We start from the raw sequence: 20,896 nt of genomic DNA, 5'->3' as shown, positions 1-20,896 counted from the left end.
TCGTTGAGGGCGGGATGGATCAGAAGTCGAGCACGGTGCCCGTGGCCAGCATGCGCGGCTGGTGCGCGCTGTTGCCAGCCTTGATCTCGGCGGCGATCTCGTCCAGCTGCCCGGGTTTGGCGTGCGTGATCAGCACCTCGGGCCGGCCTTGCAAGTGTTGCAGTTCTTCCAACAGCAGGCTGGGGCACAGGTGCTTGGACAGCAGCGCAAGCTCACGGTCGCGATTGGCGAACGCGGCCTCGATGATGAGGTAGCGCAATTGTCCGATGCGATTGAGCGCTTCCCACAGCGGCGGGCAGAGACAGGTATCGCCGCTGAAGGCCAGTGACGACCCGCTCACATGATTGCGCAGCTGGTAGCCGACCGCCGGCACCGTGTGCGCCGCAGGCAGCGGCGTGATGCTGCGCTGGCCCAGTTGCACCGGCTGGCCGGGCTCGACCGTGGCAAAGCGCAGGAAGGCTTGCTCGGGGGTCGGGATGACGCTGAAGTCGGGCCAGATATGCCAGTTGAAGATGTGCTTGCGGATGATCTCCATGGTCGCGGCCGTCGCGTGCATGGTCAGCGGCGTGCTGCGCATGTCGCCCACGCTGTCGATCATCAGCGGCAGGCAGGCAATGTGATCCAGGTGCGCATGGGTGATGAAAACGTGATCGATCTGCGCCAGCCGCGTCAGCGGCAGGTCGCCTACGCCAGTACCGGCGTCGATCAAAATATCGTCATCGATGAGCAGGGAGGTGGTGCGCATGCCATTGCCACCGATGCCCCCGCTGCAGCCCAGGATTTCTACACGCATTGTGATTGCCGCTCATAGAGTTGTGGGTTCCGGCCCTGCCGCACGGGTTGAGAGGGAACCTTGTTGCAGCCCGGAAACCCTTTTCCGGACTGGCTTTGCGGACGATGTGGCAAATTATGCAACACAGATGGATGGTAAGGGATACGGCTCATCAGCGCAATCGGGAGATCCCTGAACGCGGGCGCGGCCAAGGGGTGCTGGTCGCGGTTGCCGGCAAGCGCAGAATTGGCGGCCAAATCCCCTCAAGCTCGCTGCAAGACGGCGTGCGCTGCCGGTCTAGAATCGCGATGATGCCGAAAAAGCATCCGCCAGAAGTGCGTCGGCATTGCCCTTGCGCAATGATCGCGCCGTGTCCGTCCGCCAACGCTTCAGGGAGTCGCATGTTGCCAGCAGTCCACCCAGCAGCCCACACCTGCCAGACCGTCCAGTGCCTGCACTGCGGCGGACGGGAGCGGGCGGCATGAACGTCCCGGCCAGCATGCATGATCTCGCCCCCACGACCGGCGAGCACCGCGACATTGCCTATCGCCTGGAACGGCTGACCGAGCTGTGCCGCGAGCTGGGCAGCCAGCGCGACATTCCGCTGTTGCTGGAGCGCATCCTGCTGACCGCGCGCGACATCACGCGCGCCGATGGCGGCACGCTGTACCGCACCACCGACCATGGCGACGCGCTGCGTTTCGACATCTCCGTCAACCAGACCCTCAAGATGCACCAGGGCGGCAGCAGTGGCCAGGCCGTCTCGATTCCCGATATCGCCCTGACGCTTCCCGATGGCCAGCCCAACCTGGCGGCGGTCGCTGCCTATGCGGCCAACACCCGGGAGTCGGTCAACATCGCCGACGTCTACCAGGCCAGCGGCTTCAACTTCAACGGCATGCGCCTGTTCGACGAGAAGTATGGCTACCGCTCGAAGTCCATCCTGACCGTGCCGATGCAGGATCACGAGGGGGAACTGGTGGGGGTGTTGCAGCTCATCAATGCCATTGATCCCGACAGTGGCGTGCCGGTCCCCTTCTCGGAGACCGACCAGCGCTTCATCGAGGCCCTGGCCTCGCAGGCCGCCATGGCGATGACCAACCAGCAGTTGATCGCGCGCCTGGAAAACTTGTTCGAAAGCCTGATCAAGCTGATCAACATCGGCATCGGCGAAAAGTCGCCGCACACCGGCCGCCACTGCGAGCAGGTACCGCAACTGGCCATGATGCTGGCCGAGGCTGCGCACAACACCACCGAAGGCCCGCTGGCCGATTTCCGCATGACCGACGCCGATCGTCGCGAACTGTGGCTGGCAGCGCTGCTGCACGACTGCGGCAAGATCGGCACGCCCAGCCACATCGTGGAAAAAGCCACCAAGCTGGAAACCATCTTCGATCGCATCCACCTGATCGATACCCGATTCGAAGTGCTCAAGCGCGATGCCCAGATCCGCGTGCTGCAGGAGAAGCTGGCGCTGGGTAGCGCGCTCACGCCGGAGCGCTCCGCCGAGCTGGACGCCGGCCTGCAGGCCGAGTTTCTGCAGATGGAGGATGAGCGCGCCTTCCTGCGCAGGATCAACTACGGCAACGAAGGCATGCGCGCCGAAGACCAGCAGCGCGTGCTGGATATCGCCGAACGCAGCTGGCGCGGTCCCGACGGCCAACTCCGCAAGCTGCTCGATGACGAAGAGGCCGGCAACCTGCGCATCCGTGCGGGGACGCTAAACGATGCCGAACGCGCCATCATCAACAACCACATCGTCATCACCATCAAGATGCTGGAGTCCCTGCCGTGGCCCAAGCAGCTGGCCCGCGTCACCGAATTTGCCGGTGGCCACCACGAGCGTATGGATGGCAAGGGCTATCCCAAGGGACTGACACGGGAGCAGATGTCGGTGCAGGCGCGCATCATGGCGGTGGCCGACATCTTCGAAGCCGTGACCGCCGCTGACCGTCCCTACAAGCGCGGCAATACCCTCAACGAGGCGGTCGATATCCTGGCCGGCTTCAAGGCGCGCAATCACATCGATCCGGATATCTTCGACCTGTTCGTGCGCGAACGCATCTACGAAAAGTATGCCGAGCAATTCATGCATCCCAGCCAGATCGACCCGGTCGACCTGTCGCGTATCCCCGGCCATGGCGGGTGAAGGCGCGACGGCATCGCCAAGCTGGGTTATGCTGTTGGCTTCATAAAGTCTCCCTTCATTGAAGACGCTGTGCGCACTGCGCGGCAGCGCATCGAGGAAAAGCATCACGTGTCCCAGGCAGTAATCCGATCGTCCGTTCCTTCCAGCCCGCCCGCCAGTTTCCTGCGCCGTCATTGGCGCGGTGATTATTCGCTGGGCCGTTCCTACTGGCTGCATACCGTCCTCCTGACTTCGCTGGTGCCGGCGCTGGCCATCTCGGTACTGGCGCGGCTGACCAATGACATGCCGGCGCGCTACGGCATGGCCGGCGTGCTGGGTATCGCCACCTTCAGCTACCTGGCCTGGACCTGGGGTGTGTGGGGCTGCTGGCGCTCGGCCAGCAAGCACGTGGCACGCGGCGGACGGCGCTGGGCCGAGGTGGTGGTCAAGTTCCTGATCGTGTGCGGTGCCATCAGCATGGTCACCAGTACCTGGCGGGCCGCGCATTCCGTGCGCGAACAGCTCGAGATCGCCCTGGGCAAACAGCTCGGGCCACCGGTGGTGTACCAGGTGCGGGTGGATGGCAAGTCGGTCCTGCTGCAAGGAGGGATGAACGACGGCGCGGCCGATGGGCTGGATGCGATCCTGCAGCAGCATCCTGGCGTGCAGACGGTGGTCCTGTATTCGGCCGGTGGCTGGGTGCGCGAAGGCAAGCTGGTGGGCGAGGTGATCCGCCGCCGCCGGCTCAATACCTATGTCGAGCAGGAGTGCTCGTCCTCCTGCACGCTGGCCTTCCTGGCGGGACGTGACCGCGCGATGGATCCGCGTGCGCACATCGGTTTCCATACGCTCTATACGGTCGGCGGCGATGATCGCATCAACAAGAGTTTCGACCGCAAGCTGACCTTCGATACCTACGGCAAGCTGGGTCTGCCGCATGACTTCATCGAACGCATTGCCGATACCCCGGCGGCGCAGAGCTGGTATCCGGAGCTGGGCCAGCTGCTGCAGGCCGGTGTGCTGACGCGTCTGGCACCGGGCGGCGAGACCGCGCAACTGGCCACCATCGCCACCTCGCGCGACGTGCTGGAGGCGGAATTCAAGAAGGGGGCGCTGTTCGACATCATGGCCCGTTACCACCCCGCCGACTTTGCCCGCACCATCGACCTGGCCTGGGCCAAGGTACAGGCGCATGCGTCGGACGCCGAGATCCTGGCCGTGGGCCGCGAGCAGGTCGGCCTGTTGAGCCGGCGGCTGCTGCCGATTGCCTCTGATGCGTCACTGGCCGAATTCCAGCAATTGCTGCTGGACGAAGCTGTGGCCTTGCGCGGCATCAGCGTGGCGGCCTGCACCGAGCTGATCTACCCGCGTTCGCGCGCGGAGGCGGCGGCCGGGCGCGAGGCGCCGCAAGCGGCCTTGCCGCAGGAATTCGCCAATCGCGAACAGGTGATGACGCAGCGTCTGCTGCGTGACGCCGATCCGGCCAATGCCGGGCGCTACAGCCTGGCCGAGCGCACCCGCGTGATGCGCAAGGCACTTGCGCCGCTGACCCAGGAACAACTGAAATTGCTGTCTTCGCCCCTGCGCCGCCAGGCTGACCCGGACGCTACCTGCGACGCCTCCATCGCCTATCTGCGCGCAGTCATGCAGTTGCCGGCGGAGGAACGGCGGGTGGCCCTGCGCGTGCTCTACTCACGCAGCTGACACGTTCCTCATGGCCGATCTCCCAAGCTCCCGCCCCGCCTTCGCCGACAGTCTGCGCACGCTGTTGGCAGCGCTGGCGTGCGGCGTGGGCTATGCCTTGCTGGCCAGTCCCGCTGCCCATCTGCAGGACAGCACTACGCTGGCTCCCATCGCTGCGCCGGCACCGGCGCTGATGATCGCGCTGCTGTGGCGCGAGCCGGCGCGCGACTGGTTCCCTTATCTGCTGGCGGTGTTCGTGGCGATGATGGTGGTCGGCGATCGCGACAGCCTGCCGTGGCAGGTCGATGCCGGCTTTGCACTGCTCAACGTGGTGCAGATCGTGGCCTGCGTCCTGCTGGGGCGGCGCTTCGTCAGCCGCGACGGACAATTCGACGGGCTGGTCAGGCTGGGCCGTTTCCTGCTGCTGTTGCCGCTGGTGGCGGTGGCCGTGGTGGCGGCGCTGAGTGCCACGCTGGCTGCCGATGTGATGCCGGGCGGCTGGTGGGCCGAATGGCGCACGCTGTTGGTGGGGCATGGGCTGGCGATCCTGGTGTTGACGCCGGCCGTGCTGACGTGGTCAGACGGTGCCTGGCGCAGGCTGTTCCATGACCGCATCACCCTGCTGGGCGCGCTGGCGGTGAGCGGCGTGCTGCTGGCTTGCGCGGGCTTGGGCTGGTCGGGCGAGGTGCAGCGCGTGCTGCTCTCGCTGGCGCTGGCCGGCGCCGCGCTGTATGGCGGCCTGCGCAGCGCCACCCTGGCGACCAGTCTGGCGGCCGTGATGGCAGTGCTGTTCACGCTTTACGATATCGGCCCCTATGCGCAGGAGGGGCTGGACAGCACCTGGAACCTGCAGGTCGACCTGGCCGGCCTGGCGATGCTGACCTTCTTCATTGCCGTGGCCATGCGTGAACGACAGGTCCTGGCCGCCCGCATGGAACAGATGCGCCGTTTCGAAGCGCTGGGGATGATGGCCGGCGGCATCGCCCATGATTTCAACAATGTCCTGGGCGCAGCCGGCGGCTATGCGGAACTGGCCCAGGAGCAGCTCGATGCCGACGCGCCCGCCCAGCGCCCATTGAGCGAAGTGCTGGCGGCCGTGCGTCGTGGCCGCGATCTGACCGAGCAGATCCTGCTGGCCGGTCGCCGTGGCGATCGTCATCGCAGCCTGCTCGATATCCGCGATCCGGTGGCCGAGGCCGTCATGCTGGCCCGTCCGCTGTGTCCAGCGGCCGTGGTGATCGCCTACCAGCCGCCGCCACAACCGCTGGCCGTGCAGGGCCATGCGGGACAACTGGCGCGCCTGGCGCTGAACCTGATCCGCAATGCCAGCCAGGCGGCGCGCAGCCAGGTGGTAGTCAGTCTGCATGCCGGAGCCACGCCGGCGCAAGCGCCGCTGGCCGGTGAGCTGCCGCAGCCGCAGGCGGTCTGGCTGGAAGTGACGGACGATGGTGCCGGCATCGCCCCGGAACATCTGGCACGCCTGTTCGAGCCCTTCTTCAGCACCCGCAGCGGGGGCGGCGGCAAGGGTAGCGGCACCGGTCTGGGGCTGGCCATCGTGGCCGGCATCGCCATTGAACATGAAGGCGGCGTGGCGGTCAGCAGCTCGCCGTCGGGGACGCGCTTTCGCCTGCTGCTGCCGCTGCCGGCACAGGAGCTGCCGCTGGCAGTACCTGAGCGCGTCGTACCCTCTGCTGCGCCGGGCGCGGCCGGCGCGAGTGCCTGTGGACAAGGCGAATGCGTCTTCGTCATCGATGACGATGCAGCCCAGCGCGCCCTGTGCGCGCAGTGGCTCGCCAGTCTGGGCTACAGCCCCATGGTGTTCGGCGACCCGCAGCAGGCGCTGGCGGAATTGACGCTGGAGCCGCTGGCCGTGGATCTGGTCATCACCGATCTGGACATGCCGCAGATGCAGGGCGATGCGCTCATCGCCGCCATGCGCACGCTGCGTGCCGACCTGCCCGTGCTGCTGTGTTCCGGCCAGCCGCGTGTGGCCACCCTGGCGGCGGCGCTGGCAGCGCGATCGCTGGCCAAGCCGTATGATCTTCCTGCCCTGCGGCGTGCGGTCCTGCACGCCCTGGGCGCATCCGAACGAGGTTCTCCATGAGCATCACGCCCCCGCCGCGCATTCTGGTCGTCGATGATGACCAGGCCATGCGTCAATTGCTGGTCGACTACCTGAGCGGCCACGGACTGATCGTGGACAGCGCCGCCACAGGTGCCCAGGCGCAGGCCGCCGTGCAGGCCACGCAGTACGACATGGTGCTGCTCGACCTCGGTCTGCCCGATGTCGATGGTGCCGAACTGGCGCGCGGCTGGCGGGCTGCGGGTGGCTTGTCCATCATCTGCGTGACCGGCCGCAATGAGGAGGCCGACATGGTCATGGGCCTGGAACTGGGCGCGGATGACTACATCACCAAGCCCTTCTCGCCGCGCGAAGTGCTGGCACGCATGCGCGCGGTGCTGCGGCGCGCCGCGGCGCAGGCTGCGCCGGCCGCTCCGGTGACGCGCGGCCGGCATCCGCGGGCCTATCGCTTCGCCGGCTGGGAGCTCAACCTCAATACGCGCCGGCTGACCGCGCCGGACCAGCGCCAGGTCAGTCTGACCAATGCCGAATTCAGCCTGCTGGTGGCGTTCCTGGGCGCACCGGGCCGCATCATTTCGCGCGAACACTTGCTGGAAAGCACGCGCGCCTTCGACGAAGTCTATGATCGCGCCATCGATGTGCAGATCCTGCGCCTGCGCCGCAAGCTCGAAGCCGACCCCAAGCATCCGACCCTGCTGCGTACCGAGCGCGGGGCCGGCTATCTTCTGGATACCGAGATCGAGGTGATCTGGAGCTAGGGCTGGCGTGGCAGCCGCGCCACGGCCACCGGCAGTCGATGCTGCGGTGCGGTAAAATGCTGTCTTCAAGTCTTGCGGACGTGCTTTCGCCCAGTTTCCGGCGATGGCAGTGCGTGCGCAGGGCATCTCTGCCGTACCGCCCTTGCCGCCTCACGCGCGCTGACGCGTTCATGATGGTGCCGGCCCCTGCGGCCTGTTTCTTCCCTGCCCATGACGACTCTCTCCTCATCCACTTCGCGCCTGCGCGACCTGCGCCAGAACGTTCTGGCCGGCCTCACCACCTCCTTCGCGCTGGTGCCCGAATGCATCGCCTTTGCGCTGGTGGCGCAGTTGAACCCGCTGATGGGGCTATATGGCGCTTTCTTCATCTGTACCATCACGGCCCTGTTCGGTGGCCGCCCGGGCATGATTTCCGGGGCGGCCGGCTCGATGGCCGTGGTCATCGTGGCCCTGGTCGTTCAGCATGGTGCACAATATTTCCTGGCGACGGTGGTGCTGTCGGGCGTGATCATGCTGCTCTTCGGCGCGCTGCGGCTGGGCAAGCTGGTGCGCATGGTGCCGCATCCGGTGATGCTGGGCTTCGTCAATGGCCTGGCCATCGTGATCGCGATGTCGCAGCTGGAACATTTCCGCGTCGAGACCCCCGCCGGTCCGCAATGGTTGCAGGGCGGGGCGCTGGCCATCATGATCGGCCTGACGCTGGCCACCATGCTGATCGTGTGGCTGCTGCCGCGCGTGACCAAAGCGATTCCACCGGCGCTGGCGGCCATTCTCGGCGTGGGCCTGGTGACTTATTTCAGCGGCCTCCACACCCGCACCCTGGCCGACATGGCGCAGATCGCCGGCGGCCTGCCGCCGCTGCACTGGCCCAGTGTGCCGATGAACCTGGAGACGCTGCGCATCATCGGTCCCTATGCGGTGCTCATGGCCATCGTCGGCCTGCTGGAAACCCTGCTGACCTTCAACCTCACTGACGAAATCACCGCCAGCCGTGGCCAGCCCAACCGCGAATGCCTGGCACTGGGCGCGGCCAACATCGTCTCGGGCCTGTTCGGCGGCATGGGCGGTTGCGCCATGATCGGCCAGACCATGATCAACCTCGGCTCGGGTGGGCGCTCGCGTCTTTCCGGTGTGGTGGCGGGCGGGATGATCCTGCTGTTCATCCTCTTCCTGTCGCCGGCCATCGAGCGCATCCCGCTGGCCGCGCTGGCCGGTGTCATGTTTGTGGTGGCGCAGGAGACCTTTGCCTGGGGTTCGCTGCGCGTGCTGGGCAAGGTGCCGCGCAGTGATGCGCTGGTCATCATTGCGGTGACCATCATCACCGTGCTGACCGACCTGGCCGTGGCCGTCCTGTGCGGCATCGTCATCACCGCGCTCAACTTTGCCTGGCAGCATGCCCGTGAAATCCGTGCCGACCGCCGCGATGAGGCCGACGGCAGCCGCACTTACCTGCCGCAGGGCACGCTGTTCTTCGCCTCCACCACACACTTCCTCGACCTCTTCGATACGGCCAGCGATCCGCAGCAGGTCACCCTGGATTGCCGTCATCTGCGCCTGGCGGACCACTCCGCCATTGCGGCCGTGCAGACCCTGGCCGAGCGTTACGTGCGTGCTGGCAAGGAGTTGCGCGTGGTGGCCTTGTCGCTGCGTTGCAGCCAGTTGCTGGAACGCGCGGGTTTGCCGCAGGTGGCGTAAAAAAAAGCCCGCCGTCGCTTGCGCAAGGCGGGCCAGAAGTACCACGGGAAATCATGCTTCATCGTCGGCCCGCATCGCAGGATGCGGGCCGATGTCACGTCTGCGTGCTTACTTCGATGAGGATAGTTGCATTTCCGGACTACCCCATCCGCCGCCCAGGGCACGGATCAGGTTGACGGTGGAACGGGCCCGTTCGCCATCGAGCGTGACAGAGGCGCGCCGGGTCTGCAGCACGGTGCGGTCGGCATCGATGACGCTGAAGTAGCTCACCGCACCCTCGCGGTACTGCGTGTGCGAGAGTTTGGCTGCGCGCGCGGAGGCGGCCACGGCTTCATCCTGGGCGCGGTTCTGGTCGTCCAGGATGCGCAGGTTGGCCAGGTTGTCTTCCACTTCGCGGAAGGCGTTCAGAACCGTGCCGCGATAGGTTGCCACCTGCTCTTCATAGCTGGCGCGCGCACGATCCACACCGGCCTGGCGGCGTCCGCCATCGAACAGCGGCATCGACAGCGCCGTGCCCACCAGCGGGCCCAGGAGGAAGGTGCGGCTGGACCAGTTGAACAGATCACCCAGTTGCGCCGACTCATACCCCAGGCCACCGGTCAGGTTCAACGCCGGGAAGAAGGCCGACTTGGCCACGCCCACGCGGGCATTGGCGGCAGCCATCGCGCGTTCGGCGGCGGCGATGTCGGGACGGCGCTCCAGCAGCGTCGAGGGCAGTCCGGCCGGCACCGACACGCTCAGGCGCGTCAGCGGTTGCGGCGGCAGCGAGAACTCGGCCGGGGTGCGGCCCAGCAGGATGGCCAGCGCGTGTTCGGCGGTGGCGCGCTGGCGGGCGATGCCCAGCGCTTCCGATTGGGCCGAGGCCAGTTCGGAACGGGCGCGGGCCACGTCCACTTCACTGATGTCGCCTTCGTCGAAGCGGCGCTGCACCAGGCGCAGCGATTCCTGGCGCAGTTCGACGGTGCCGCGATAGAGCTCGGCGGCAGCGTCCAGTTCACGTACCTGGAAGTACTGCTGCGCCACGTCTGCCTGCAGGGCCAGCAGTACCGAGTGGAACAGCGCTTCGCTGCGCTGGGCGTCGGCGGTGGCGGCATCGACGGTCGAGGCGACCCGGCCAAAGAGATCAACTTCGTAAGAAACGTTCACCTGAGCACGATAGAGAGTGAACGGTTGTGTGTTGGCATCGGCCGGCAAGCCTTGCGAGGCGGGCGACGGGCGCTGGCGGGTCGCACCGACCCCTGCATCCACCTGCGGGAAGTAGCCCGAGCGCGCATCGCGGGTCAGGGCGCGCGCCTGGCCCAGGCGGGCGGCGGCCGCCTTGAGGTCCTGGTTGGCTTGCTGGGCGGTGTCTTCGAGGGCGTTCAACTTGTCGTCGCCGAAGATTTTCCACCACTCGCCACGGGCAATGTCTTCGGCCGGTTGCGCGGTCTTCCACTGGCTGCCGTTCTCGCCTGTTTGCGGCGCAGGGGCCGCTTCCTTGAAGGCGGCCGGGGTGTCCACCGCCGGACGTTCATAGGTCGGGGCCACCGAGCAGCCGGCCAGCACCAGCAGTGCCGCCAGCAGTGCCGAGCTGATGCGCACGGGGCGCAGCAGGCGGCTCATCGAGAGAGATTGGGTCATCATTTTTCTTGCTCCATTCATGGGCCGATCCGCAGATCAGCGATCATCCTGTGCGCCCGGTGCAGCGTGGGCGATGTGGGTGCCGGCGGTCATCGGGGCTTCGTGATGCGAGGCCGAGTGCAGGGCACGGCGATCGATGGTACGCAGCAGGACATAGAACACGGGCGTGAGGAACAGGCCGAAGAGGGTCACGCCCAGCATGCCGAAGAACACTGCAATCCCCATCGCATGGCGCATTTCCGAACCGGCGCCGGAGGAGGTCACCAGCGGCACCACACCCATGATGAAAGCGATCGAGGTCATCAGGATCGGACGCAGACGCAGGCGGCTGGCTTCGATGGCGGCTTGCACGGCACTGCGGCCCTGCATCTCCAGTTCGCGGGCGAATTCCACGATCAGGATGGCGTTCTTGGCCGACAGGCCCACCAGCACCATCAGGCCGATCTGGGTGAAGATGTTGTTGTCGCCGCGGGTCAGCCACACACCGGTCAGTGCCGCCAGGATGCTCATCGGCACGATCAGGATCACGGCCAGCGGCAGGGTCAGGCTTTCATAGAGCGCCGCCAGCACCAGGAACACCAGCAGCACGCTGATCGGGAACACCCAGACGCCTGCGTTGCCGGCCAGGATCTTCTGGTAGGTCAGGTCGGTCCATTCGAACTTGATGCCGCGCGGCAGGGTGGCAGCCGCCACGCGTTCAGCCGCAGCCTGGGCCTGGTCCGAGGAATAACCCGGAGCCGGACCGCCATTGATGTCGGCGGCGGTATAGCCGTTGTAGCGCACCACCATTTCCGGACCGAAGGTCTGCTTGACCTTCACCACGGAGGACAGCGGCACCATCTCGCCGGCATCGTTGCGGGTCTTCAGTTGCGCGATGTCCTCGGCCTTGGCGCGGAAGGGCGCGTCAGCCTGGGCACGCACCTGGTAGACGCGGCCAAAGCGGTTGAAGTCGTTCACGTACAGCGAACCCAGGTAGATCTGCATGGTGTTGAAGACGTCGGTGACCGGAATGCCCAACTGCTTGGCCTTGACGCGATCCAGTTCCACATCCAGCTGCGGCACGTTGATCTGGTAGCTGGAGAACATCGGGCCCAGCGCCGGTTCCTTGGCGGCGGCCTTCATGAAGGCTTGCGCGGCCTTGTCCAGTTCGGCGTAGCCCAGCGCATCGCGGTCTTCGATCTGCATCTTGAAACCACCCAGCGTACCCAGGCCCATCACCGGCGGCGGCGGGAAGACGGCGGTGAAGGCTTCCTTGATGCCGCCGAATTTCTTGTTCAGCGAGGCGGCGATGGCGTTGCCCGACAGTTCCTTGCTCTTGCGTTCCTCGAAGGGCTTCAGGCCCACGAAGACGATACCGGCCGAAGAGCTGTTGGTGAAACCGTTGATGGACAGGCCAGGGAAGGCAATCGCGCTGGCCACGCCCGGTTCCTTCAGCATGATGTCGCTCATCTTGCGCATCACTTCTTCACTGCGGTCGATCGAAGCGCCATTGGGCAGCTGGGCGAAGGCCACCAGGTATTGCTTGTCCTGGCCCGGCACGAAGCCGCCGGGAACGATGTAGGACACACCCAGGGTCGCCGCCAGCAGCACCACATACACGCCCATGGTGGCACCCTTGCGCTTGATCACGCCGGTCACGCCATGACCGTAGTTGTCGGAGGCGCGGTTGAAGAAGCGGTTGAAGCGGATGAAGAAGCCACCGAGGAAGCGGTCCATCTGCCGCGTCAGCCAGTCCGGCTTGTCGCCGTGGCCCTTGAGCAGCAGGGCGGCCAGAGCCGGGGACAGCGTGAGCGAGTTGAAGGCCGAGATGACGGTGGAGATCGCAATGGTCATCGCGAACTGCTTGTAGAACTGGCCGGTGAGGCCTGTCATGAAGGCCAGCGGAACGAACACAGCCACCAGCGTCAGGGCAATGGCGATGATGGGGCCGGAGACCTCCTGCATGGCGCGATAGGTGGCGTCACGCGGCGAGAGGCCGGCACCGATGTTGCGTTCCACGTTTTCCACCACCACGATGGCATCATCGACCACGATACCGATGGCCAGCACCATCCCGAACAGCGACAGCGCATTGATGGTGTAGCCAAAGCCCAGCATCAGCGAGAAGGTACCGATGATGGAGACCGGCACGGCCAGCAGCGGAATGATGGAAGCGCGCCAGGTCTGCAGGAAGATGATCACCACGATCACGACCAATGCAATGGCTTCCAGCAGGGTATGCACCACCGCTTCGATGGAAGCCCGCACAAACTGGGTCGGGTCATAGACGATGCTGTAGCTGACCGAGCTGGGGAAGTCGGCCGACAATTCCTTCATCGCCGCGCGCACCTGGGTCGAGACATCCAGCGCGTTGGCGCCAGGGGCCTGGAAGATGGGGATGGCCACGGCCGGCTTGTTGTCCAGCAGCGAGCGCAGGCCATATTCGGAGGCGGCCAGTTCGACACGTGCGACGTCACCCAGGCGGGTGGTCGCTCCATCGGGCGAGGCCTTCAGGATGATGTCGCGGAATTCGCCCTCGGTCTTCAGACGACCCTGCGCGTTCACCGACAATTGCAGCGGTGTCTCCGGCGAGCTGGGCGAGGCACCGATCACACCGGCCGCCACCTGCACGTTCTGCTCGCGGATGGCGCGCACCACGTCGGTGGCCGTCAGGCCGCGCTGGGCCACCTTGTTGGGATCGAGCCAGACGCGCATGGCGTAGTTGCCCGAGCCGAACAGGCCGACTTCACCCACGCCCTGGATACGCGCCAGCCGGTCCTTGACGTTCAGGACCGCGTAGTTGCGCAGGTAGGTGGTGTCGTAGCGGTTGTCGGGCGAGGTCAGGTGCACCACCATGGTCAGCGTGGGCGAGGATTTGAGCGTGGTCACGCCCAGTCGCTGCACGTCTTCCGGCAGGCGCGGCAGGGCTTGCGAGACGCGATTCTGCACCAGCTGCTGGGCCTTGTCGGGATCGACGCCCAGACGGAAGTTGACGGTGATGGTGAGGTTGCCGTCGCTGTTGGCCTGCGACTGCATGTAGAGCATGTTTTCCACGCCGTTGATCTGCTCTTCCAGCGGCGAAGCCACCGTTTCAGCGATCACCTTGGGGTTGGCGCCGGGATACTGCGCGCGTACCACCACGGAAGGCGGCACCACTTCCGGATATTCGGAGATGGGTAGCTGCAGCATGGCCAGCACGCCGCCCAGCAGCAGCAGCACCGACAGCACGCCCGCGAAGATCGGGCGGTCGATGAAGAATTTTGAGATATTCATGTAGGTTCCTTGTCAGTCGTCAGGATGCAAATGCCCTGGCAGCGGGCCTTGCAGCCCCTGCGACTTGTTCTTCCTTGAATGCGAGAGCGTTCTGGCGTGGATCAGGCCTTGCCAGCGGCAGGTGCCGGTGCGGCCGTAGCGGCCTGGGTCTGCATCGGCACCACGGTCGGGGTGATGGCGTCACCCGGACGGATGCGCTGCAGGCCATTGACCACGATGCGTTCGCCCGGCTGCAGGCCCTTTTCGATTACCACCAGACCGTCATGGCCGGCGCCCACCACCACCTGGCGGTAATTGGCCTTGTTGTCCTTGTCGGCTACCATGACGAAGCGCTTGTCCTGGTCGGTACCGAGGGCCTTTTCGTCGATCAGCACGGCCTGGTGCGGCGCGCCGCCACCCAGGCGCACGCGGGCATACAGGCCCGGGACCAGCTGGCCATCGGCGTTGTCGAAGATGGCGCGCACGCGGATGGTGCCGGAGGCGGTATCGAGGCGGTTGTCCACCGAACCGACGCGGCCCTTGCGGGAGTAGCCGTCTTCATTGGCCAGGCCCAGTTCCACCGGTACGGTGGCACCCGCGGCGCGCGCCGGGTTCACGTACTTCAGGAAGCTTTGTTCATCCACGTCGAAGGAGGCATAGACCTTGGCGACCGACACCAGCGTGGTCAGCGGGGCATTGGCTGCGCCCGGGTTCACCACGTTGCCCACGGTCACTTCGGCGCGCGAGATGCGGCCCGAGACCGGTGCGGTGATGCGGGTGTATTCCAGGTTCAGGCGGGCCGCGCGCAGGGCGGCACGGGCGGCGGCGACATTGGCCGAGGCTTCGCGCGAGGCATTCTGCTTCTCTTCGAAGTCGCGCTTGGCAATGGCGTTGTCGCCCAGCAGGCGCTGGCCACGGGCCAGGTCGGAGGCGGTATAGCCGGCACGTGCTTCGGCACCGGCCAGTTGCGCTTCGGCGCGGGCGACTTCGGCCTCATAGGGGCGCGGGTCGATGGTGAAGAGCACGTCGCCCTTCTTCACCAGTGCGCCATCCTTGAAGTGGACGGCGGTCAGGGTGCCGCCCACCAACGGGCGGACCTCGACGCGATCGACCGCTTCGATGCGGCCCGAATAGGATTGCCAGTCGATGATCTGGCGCTGGACCACTTCGGCGACATCGACCGGCGCGCCGGCGGCGGCAGCGGTCGGGGCCGTGGAGGCATTGGCCGAGAGGCCGACCATGGAGATGGTGCCACCGACCGAGAGGGCGATGACGGCCAGGACTGTGGCAGTGAGAGCGAAACGTTTGCGCAGTGGGGCGGGAGTGTTCATTTTCTTGTCCTCAGAGTGAAGTGGAGGGGTGAAGCGGATGCGGCAAAAATTCAGGGAGCGCAGCATCGCGTCGCAGGGTGGCGAAGCGGCAGCGCAGGAAATTGACGATCTCGGTCAGCAGCGGCAGGTGCGTACGCAGGGCCCCGTGCGTGATGCCGACGAAGCGCGAGACCTGCGTGGGCACGCCGGCGCGGATCAGGCTGGAGGCGTATTTCTCGGCCTCCGGGCAGAGCACGTCACGTTCGGCGGTGGCAATGAAGGCCGGCGGCAGCCCCGCCAGGCGGCTCACTTCCAGCGGCGCGGCATAGGGATGCAGGCGCTGCATGGTCTGCGGCAGGTACTGGCGATAGCTGGCCGCGCAAGTCTCGGCGGTGACATCGGATTGCAGGCGGGTGGCATCGCCCAGCAGGCGCATGCTGGGGTCCAGCATCGGGCTGATCAGTACCTGGGCCGCCAGCGGCTTGCCGCAGCGGTCGCGGGTCATCATCGTCAGGCTGGCGGCCAGGCTGCCGCCGGCATCGTCGCCAGCGACCACCATGCGGTCCAGGTCCACCTGCAGTTCGGTGGCGTTCTTGCAAGCCCAGGTGGCAGCGGCGAAGGCATCTTCGGGCGCGGCCGGGAAGGGCTTGGCCGGCGCCAGCGCGTAGCCGACCGACAGCACCACCGCCTGGTTGTGCTCGGCCAGGAAGCTGGCCGGGGTGTCGGCGTCATCCAGCGAACCACTGGTGAAACCGCCGCCGTGGAAATACAGCACCAGCGGGCGTTTCTCACCTTTGGGCAGGGCGGCAGCGGGCTGGTACAGGCGCACGGGGATGCGTCCCAGCGGGCCGGGAACGAAGAAATTGCGGATGTCCAGCGGAGAGGAACCTTGCATGATGAGCGCCTGGGCCGAAGCCACTTGTCCAAGAATGGAGCGGATTGTGCGCCACAGCAGGGTCTCGAATAAACACCTATAATCCAACAACACTGTTCGGTCAGTCTGAACAATCAGTGAAATTAATTCATTCACTTTTCTGATCCTTTCAGTGAAGAAAAAGCCCTAGCTTCCTGCTTCGGTGAAGTGGGTGGCTCATGCAACATCGATGCTGTTGTCATCCGATACGCAAAGTTGGCTGGATTTTGTCTGTATTTGGTTTAAATTGGGATGGGGCTGGTCACTGCGATCCAGGTCCATCCGGTCATGGCAAGATGGCGCGCCGGGGGCGGTGCCTGGTCTTGCAGGGATCTGTCTTGCCCCCGATTGCCGCCCCGGCGTTTTCCCTGGCGTCGGCCTCAAAGGAGAGAGCGATGGACCGTTTCCAGGCCATGCAAGTCTTTACTGCTGTGGTGGATGCCAACAGCTTCACACGCGCTGCCGACAACCTGAACCTGCCGCGCACTACCGTGACCACCCTGATCCAGGGGCTGGAGAGCATGCTGAAGGTGCGCCTGCTGAACCGCACCACACGTCGCATCAGCCTCACGCCCGACGGCGCGGCGTATTACGAGCGCTGCGTGCGCATCCTGGCGGACGTCGAGGAGACTGAACAATCCTTCCGCAATGTCACCCGCGGTCCGCAGGGGCGGCTGCGTATCGATGTGCCGGGCTCCATCGGCCGGCTCATGCTGCTGCCCAACCTGTGCGACTTCTACAGCAAGTACCCGGACATCGAGCTGGTCATGGGCATGGGCGATCGTCCCGTGGACCTGGTGCAGGAGGCCGTGGACTGCGTCATCCGCATCGGCGACTTGCAGGATTCCTCGATGGTGGCGCGCCGCATCGGCACCTTCCAGACCGTGACCTGCGCCGCCCCGTCCTACCTGGAGCGCCATGGCGTGCCGCACACCATCGAAGACCTGCAACAGCACCAGTCGGTCCATTATTTCTCCGGCCGTACCGGCCGCACCATCGACTGGGACTTCGTGGTCGATGGCATCACCCGCGAGGTGAAGATGAATGGCCGTCTCTCGGTCAACGATGCCGATGCCTACGTGGAGTGCGCCCTGCAAGGCTTCGGCATGGTGCAGGCGCCGCTCTACATGGTCACCCGCCACATCGATGAAGGCCGTCTGGTGGAAGTGCTGTCGCAATGGAAGCCGGCACCGCTACCGATTTCCGTGGTGTACCTGCACAACCGCCATCTCTCGCCCAAGGTGCGTGCCTTCGTCGACTGGGTGGCCGAACTGTTCGCCACCTGCCCGTTGAACAAGGCCTGCACCATGGGCATGGAAGAGAGCGAGTGCCACTTCGTCAACAAGCCCGAATCCACGACGGTGCGCACGGTGGTGGAGCAGTACAACATCGCCGAGAGCGTGTTCTGATCGATGTAAATCTGGCTTGGGGTTCGGCGAGGATTATGCAGGGCGGGCCGGTGTTTTCGCGTGCCTTAAGCTGCTGGTTTTTTGCCCGATTCTCTTTTCATGCTTGCTGGAGTTTCAGGTGAAATCGCGCTGGCGCGTGGTTTTCGGTGTGTTCGCGCCATGATCATTGCGCTCAATCGTGCAAGGGCATACCTGATCCTGCAAACTTCTTGCCCGATTCTCCATGGATGGGCTGCGGAGGATCAGGCAGTTGCCAGTCCGCGCTAGAGTCGCGTCTGTCTTTCAATGAGAGGAGCTTATGGACCTCGATCTGCATTCCGTTCAGGATTCCGGCCCGTTGCTGCTGCCGGAGGCAGTGGAGAGTGCGCCCGCCCGGCAGCAGGATGATCCGCGTTTCCAGGCCATGCAGCAGGAGCTGCTGCAACTGCTGGAGCGCACTACGGCCGGCGTCGAAGGCATGCTGGCTACGGCCATCCCCAACCTGGAAATCTATCGCATCACCTGTCCGAGCGGCCCCAAGCACGCGGTGCAGAAGCCGGTCTTTGCGGTCATTGCGCAGGGTTCCAAGCGCATCTTCGTGGGCGATGAGATCTACGAATACGATCCCATGCATTACCTGGTCGCCTCGGTGGATCTGCCGGTGGTCGGCAAGGTCATGGTGACCAGTCCCGATGAACCCTATCTGGGGTTGCGGCTGGAGCTCGATACCCAGGAAATCGGCGAGCTGATCGGCGACGAGAACCTGCCGGCGTCGGCCAATTTTGGCGAAGGGGCTGCGCGCGGCCTGTATGTGAACCGGCTGGACGTTGACCTGCTCGATGCCGTGCTGCGCCTGTTGCGCCTGCATGAGACCCCGCGTGACGTGCCGATCATGGCGCCGATGATCCGGCGCGAGATCCTGTATCGCCTGCTGATGAACGGCCAGGGAGCGCTGTTGCGCCAGACCGTGCTGCAGGACAGCCAGATGAACCGCGTGGCCAAGGCCATCCGCCTCATCAAGGAGGGCTATGAGCAGGCCTTGCGCATCGAGGATGTCGCACGCGATGTGCATATGAGCGTGTCTTCGCTGCATCACCACTTCAAGCTGGTGACGGCCATGAGTCCGCTGCAATACCAGAAGAATTTGCGCCTGCAGGAAGCCCGCAAGTTGATCCTCACCGCCGACGCCAGCGTGGCTACTGCCGCGCATCGCGTGGGTTACGAGAGTTCATCGCAGTTCAGCCGCGAGTACAGCCGCCTGTTCGGCGCACCGCCGCTGCGCGACAAGCGCCGCTGGCAGGAAGAGGAAGCGCCGGTGCTGTGAGCTTGAGCAGGCGTACCAGGAGCTCGCTAGAATGAGCGGCTTGCGGCAGTTAAGTTATCCACATCCCATTTGATTCGGAGACAGCATGCATTATCGTCGCCTCGGCAAGAGCAACCTGAAGGTATCGGCCCTGTGTCTGGGTTCCATGATGTTCGGGGACCAGACTGACCTGGAAGAGTCCGGCCGCATCGTGGCGTCGGCCCGCGAGCATGGCATCAATTTCATCGATACGGCGGACGTCTACACCAAGGGCAAGTCCGAGGAAATCGTCGGCAAGCTGCTGGCCGGACAGCGCCATGAGTGGGTGCTGGCCAGCAAGCTGGGCAATGCCATGAGTGGCAAGCCCAATGAGTCGCACTATTCGCGCAGCTGGATCGTGCGCGAGACCGAGAACATCCTCAAGCGCCTGGATACCGATTACCTCGACATCCTCTACATGCACCGCGACTACCAGGACGAGAACCTGGAAGAGGCCGTGCAGGCGCTGGGCGATTTGATCCGTGCGGGCAAGATCCGTGGCTTTGGCGTCTCCAACTTCCGTGGCTGGCGCATTGCCGAGATCGTGCGCCTGTGCGAGAAGAACAATGTCCCGCTGCCGCTGGTGTGCCAGCCGTATTACAACCTGTTGAACCGTCAGCCCGAAGTGGAAATCCTGCCGGCCTGCGCCAACTATGGTTTGGGCGTGGTGCCCTACAGCCCGATTGCACGCGGCGTGCTGACCGGCAAGTACCAGCCCGGCCAGAAGCCGCCACAGGACACGCGTGCCGGGCGGGGCGACAAGCGCATGATGGAGACCGAATTCCGCGAGGAATCGCTGCTGATCGCGCAGCGCCTGCAGCAGCACTGCGAAGCGCGCGGGATCAAGCTGGGCCAGTTCGCCACCGCCTGGGTGCTGGCCAACGCGTCCATCAGCAGCGTCATTGCCGGACCGCGCACGCTGGCGCAGATGGAGGATTACTACGATGCAGCGGAAATGACGATCAGCGCAGAGGAAGAGGCATTGGTCGATAGCCTGGTCACGCCGGGGCATGCGTCCACGCATGGGTACAACGATCCGAATTATCCGTTCTTTGGGCGGGTGGTGAGGGGCTGACGTCACACCGCGCGTCGCGCATCGGTGCATGAAAGCGGATCAGCTGCAGGCGGCTGATCCGCTTTTTTTGTTTACGATTTTCCCGGGTAGCACGTCAGCGCAACGCAGCGATCCTCCGCGCCCCCTCCGCCTTGATCTGCTGAATGTCAGTCCCCGGCACCACCAGGTCCATGCCGATGCCCTTCATGCGCTGCGCCATCTCCATGGTGCCGGCGAAGATCCCCACGTATTTGCCCAGCTTGCGCGCCAGCGCCAGCAGATGATCGATGGCCTCGTTGAGGCGTGCATCATCGTAGGCGTCCGGCGCCAGGCCGAGTTCGATGGCCAGGTCGCTGGGGCCGATGAAGATGCCGTCCAGGTCCGGAGTCTGCAGGATCGCTTCGGCGTTGGCGTAGCCTTCGCGGGTTTCGATCATGGCCAGGGTCAGGATGGTGGCGTTGGCGTGCGCGAAGTAGTCCGCGCCGCCATACAGGAAGCCGCGCGCCGGTCCATAGCTGCGTCCGCCGCGCGGTGAATAGTGGCAGGCGCGCACGAAGCGCTCGGCGTCGGCCGCCGTGTTGATGAGCGGGCAGATCACGCCGTAGGCACCGGCATCGAGCAGTTTGTTGATTTCTCCCAGGCTGTTTTCGGAACAGCGCACCAGCGGCACGGCGGGCGTGCTGGAGATGGCCTGCAGCATGGGCAGTGCCGATTCGATCGAGAACGGACCGTGCTGCAAGTCCACCGTCACCGCATCGTAGCCGCTGTGGCCCAGCACCTCGGCCAGCAGCGAATTGCCCATCGATACCCAGCCCGAGAGGGCCAGTTGCTGTTGCGCGAAGAGGGTGCGCAGCCGGTTTTCCCGCATCGTTCGTCTCCCATGGATGGGCCTGCGCCATTGCAGGCCAGGGGCCATGTT

14 protein-coding genes are annotated in these 20,896 nt (G+C 65.2%); 8 read left to right on the top strand and 6 right to left on the bottom strand.

Features of this window, described 5'->3' with window-relative positions:
• Positions 1–19 precede the first annotated feature (19 nt).
• Positions 20–793: an MBL fold metallo-hydrolase gene (locus ACWHXP_RS18990; protein WP_489624426.1), complete on the bottom strand. Its 774-nt coding sequence runs from the start codon at positions 791–793 to the stop codon at positions 20–22.
• A 460-nt stretch (positions 794–1,253) separates the two neighbouring features.
• Here ACWHXP_RS18990 and ACWHXP_RS18985 point away from each other — a divergent pair, with 460 nt between their 5' ends.
• The 5 genes from ACWHXP_RS18985 to ACWHXP_RS18965 all read left to right on the top strand — a co-directional run bounded on the left by ACWHXP_RS18985 (position 1,254) and on the right by ACWHXP_RS18965 (position 9,119).
• The gene (locus ACWHXP_RS18985; protein ID WP_489624427.1) at positions 1,254–2,921 is read left to right on the top strand and encodes an HD-GYP domain-containing protein; all 1,668 of its coding nucleotides are present in this window, start codon (positions 1,254–1,256) and stop codon (positions 2,919–2,921) included.
• Between the two features lie 108 nt (positions 2,922–3,029).
• Positions 3,030–4,604, top strand: coding sequence for a COG3904 family protein (locus tag ACWHXP_RS18980; protein ID WP_489624428.1), 1,575 nt, complete (start codon positions 3,030–3,032; stop codon positions 4,602–4,604).
• Positions 4,605–4,614: 10 nt separating this feature from the next.
• Positions 4,615–6,687 carry an ATP-binding protein gene (locus tag ACWHXP_RS18975; RefSeq protein WP_489635288.1) on the top strand — a complete coding sequence of 691 codons (2,073 nt, stop codon included), beginning with the start codon at positions 4,615–4,617 and terminating at the stop codon, positions 6,685–6,687.
• Positions 6,684–7,424 carry a response regulator gene (locus tag ACWHXP_RS18970; protein ID WP_121042495.1) on the top strand — a complete coding sequence of 247 codons (741 nt, stop codon included), beginning with the start codon at positions 6,684–6,686 and terminating at the stop codon, positions 7,422–7,424. The genes ACWHXP_RS18975 and ACWHXP_RS18970 overlap by 4 nt, the downstream gene beginning before the upstream one ends.
• Positions 7,425–7,634: 210 nt before the next feature.
• The gene (locus tag ACWHXP_RS18965) at positions 7,635–9,119 is read left to right on the top strand and encodes a SulP family inorganic anion transporter (protein WP_489635289.1); all 1,485 of its coding nucleotides are present in this window, start codon (positions 7,635–7,637) and stop codon (positions 9,117–9,119) included.
• 108 nt (positions 9,120–9,227) lie between these two features.
• Here the strand turns inward: ACWHXP_RS18965 and ACWHXP_RS18960 are convergent, their stop codons facing one another.
• The 4 genes from ACWHXP_RS18960 to ACWHXP_RS18945 all read right to left on the bottom strand — a co-directional run bounded on the left by ACWHXP_RS18960 (position 9,228) and on the right by ACWHXP_RS18945 (position 16,175).
• Complete coding sequence (locus tag ACWHXP_RS18960) at positions 9,228–10,742, bottom strand: efflux transporter outer membrane subunit (RefSeq protein ID WP_134221130.1); 1,515 nt, start codon at positions 10,740–10,742, stop codon at positions 9,228–9,230.
• A 33-nt stretch (positions 10,743–10,775) separates the two neighbouring features.
• Positions 10,776–13,991: an efflux RND transporter permease subunit gene (locus ACWHXP_RS18955; RefSeq protein ID WP_489635290.1), complete on the bottom strand. Its 3,216-nt coding sequence runs from the start codon at positions 13,989–13,991 to the stop codon at positions 10,776–10,778.
• Positions 13,992–14,092: 101 nt separating this feature from the next.
• Entirely contained in the window at positions 14,093–15,301 is a 1,209-nt protein-coding gene (locus ACWHXP_RS18950; protein WP_034330438.1) for an efflux RND transporter periplasmic adaptor subunit, read from the bottom strand.
• A 10-nt stretch (positions 15,302–15,311) separates the two neighbouring features.
• Positions 15,312–16,175, bottom strand: a complete 864-nt coding sequence (locus ACWHXP_RS18945) for an alpha/beta hydrolase (protein ID WP_227022654.1) — start codon at positions 16,173–16,175, stop codon at positions 15,312–15,314.
• A gap of 413 nt (positions 16,176–16,588) precedes the next feature.
• Here ACWHXP_RS18945 and ACWHXP_RS18940 point away from each other — a divergent pair, with 413 nt between their 5' ends.
• The 3 genes from ACWHXP_RS18940 to ACWHXP_RS18930 all read left to right on the top strand — a co-directional run bounded on the left by ACWHXP_RS18940 (position 16,589) and on the right by ACWHXP_RS18930 (position 19,998).
• The gene (locus ACWHXP_RS18940; protein WP_121042504.1) at positions 16,589–17,602 is read left to right on the top strand and encodes a LysR family transcriptional regulator; all 1,014 of its coding nucleotides are present in this window, start codon (positions 16,589–16,591) and stop codon (positions 17,600–17,602) included.
• Positions 17,603–17,900: 298 nt separating this feature from the next.
• On the top strand, positions 17,901–18,905 hold the full coding sequence (locus ACWHXP_RS18935; protein ID WP_489635291.1) for an AraC family transcriptional regulator: 1,005 nt from the start codon (positions 17,901–17,903) through the stop codon (positions 18,903–18,905).
• Positions 18,906–18,990: 85 nt separating this feature from the next.
• Positions 18,991–19,998: an aldo/keto reductase gene (locus ACWHXP_RS18930; RefSeq protein ID WP_310837206.1), complete on the top strand. Its 1,008-nt coding sequence runs from the start codon at positions 18,991–18,993 to the stop codon at positions 19,996–19,998.
• Between the two features lie 94 nt (positions 19,999–20,092).
• Here the strand turns inward: ACWHXP_RS18930 and ACWHXP_RS18925 are convergent, their stop codons facing one another.
• Positions 20,093–20,845 (bottom strand): HpcH/HpaI aldolase family protein, encoded by a 753-nt coding sequence (locus ACWHXP_RS18925; protein ID WP_121042510.1) that lies wholly within the window; start codon positions 20,843–20,845, stop codon positions 20,093–20,095.
• Between the last annotated feature and the right edge of the window lie 51 nt (positions 20,846–20,896).

The sequence above is a fragment of the Herbaspirillum sp. Her2 genome, from assembly GCF_057961375.1.
Note: the sequence above shows the minus strand (reverse complement) of the source record. Positions and strands in the feature narration are given on the sequence as shown.

Coding starts and splice junctions, on each gene's coding strand:
- ACWHXP_RS18990 (WP_489624426.1), bottom strand. CDS start 793: ATGCGTGTAGAAATCCTGGGCTGCAGCGGGGGCATCGGTGGCAATGGC.
- ACWHXP_RS18955 (WP_489635290.1), bottom strand. CDS start 13,991: ATGAATATCTCAAAATTCTTCATCGACCGCCCGATCTTCGCGGGCGTG.
- ACWHXP_RS18935 (WP_489635291.1), top strand. CDS start 17,901: ATGGACCTCGATCTGCATTCCGTTCAGGATTCCGGCCCGTTGCTGCTG.
- ACWHXP_RS18965 (WP_489635289.1), top strand. CDS start 7,635: ATGACGACTCTCTCCTCATCCACTTCGCGCCTGCGCGACCTGCGCCAG.
- ACWHXP_RS18940 (WP_121042504.1), top strand. CDS start 16,589: ATGGACCGTTTCCAGGCCATGCAAGTCTTTACTGCTGTGGTGGATGCC.
- ACWHXP_RS18975 (WP_489635288.1), top strand. CDS start 4,615: ATGGCCGATCTCCCAAGCTCCCGCCCCGCCTTCGCCGACAGTCTGCGC.
- ACWHXP_RS18950 (WP_034330438.1), bottom strand. CDS start 15,301: ATGAACACTCCCGCCCCACTGCGCAAACGTTTCGCTCTCACTGCCACA.
- ACWHXP_RS18945 (WP_227022654.1), bottom strand. CDS start 16,175: ATGCAAGGTTCCTCTCCGCTGGACATCCGCAATTTCTTCGTTCCCGGC.
- ACWHXP_RS18925 (WP_121042510.1), bottom strand. CDS start 20,845: ATGCGGGAAAACCGGCTGCGCACCCTCTTCGCGCAACAGCAACTGGCC.
- ACWHXP_RS18960 (WP_134221130.1), bottom strand. CDS start 10,742: ATGATGACCCAATCTCTCTCGATGAGCCGCCTGCTGCGCCCCGTGCGC.
- ACWHXP_RS18985 (WP_489624427.1), top strand. CDS start 1,254: ATGAACGTCCCGGCCAGCATGCATGATCTCGCCCCCACGACCGGCGAG.
- ACWHXP_RS18930 (WP_310837206.1), top strand. CDS start 18,991: ATGCATTATCGTCGCCTCGGCAAGAGCAACCTGAAGGTATCGGCCCTG.
- ACWHXP_RS18970 (WP_121042495.1), top strand. CDS start 6,684: ATGAGCATCACGCCCCCGCCGCGCATTCTGGTCGTCGATGATGACCAG.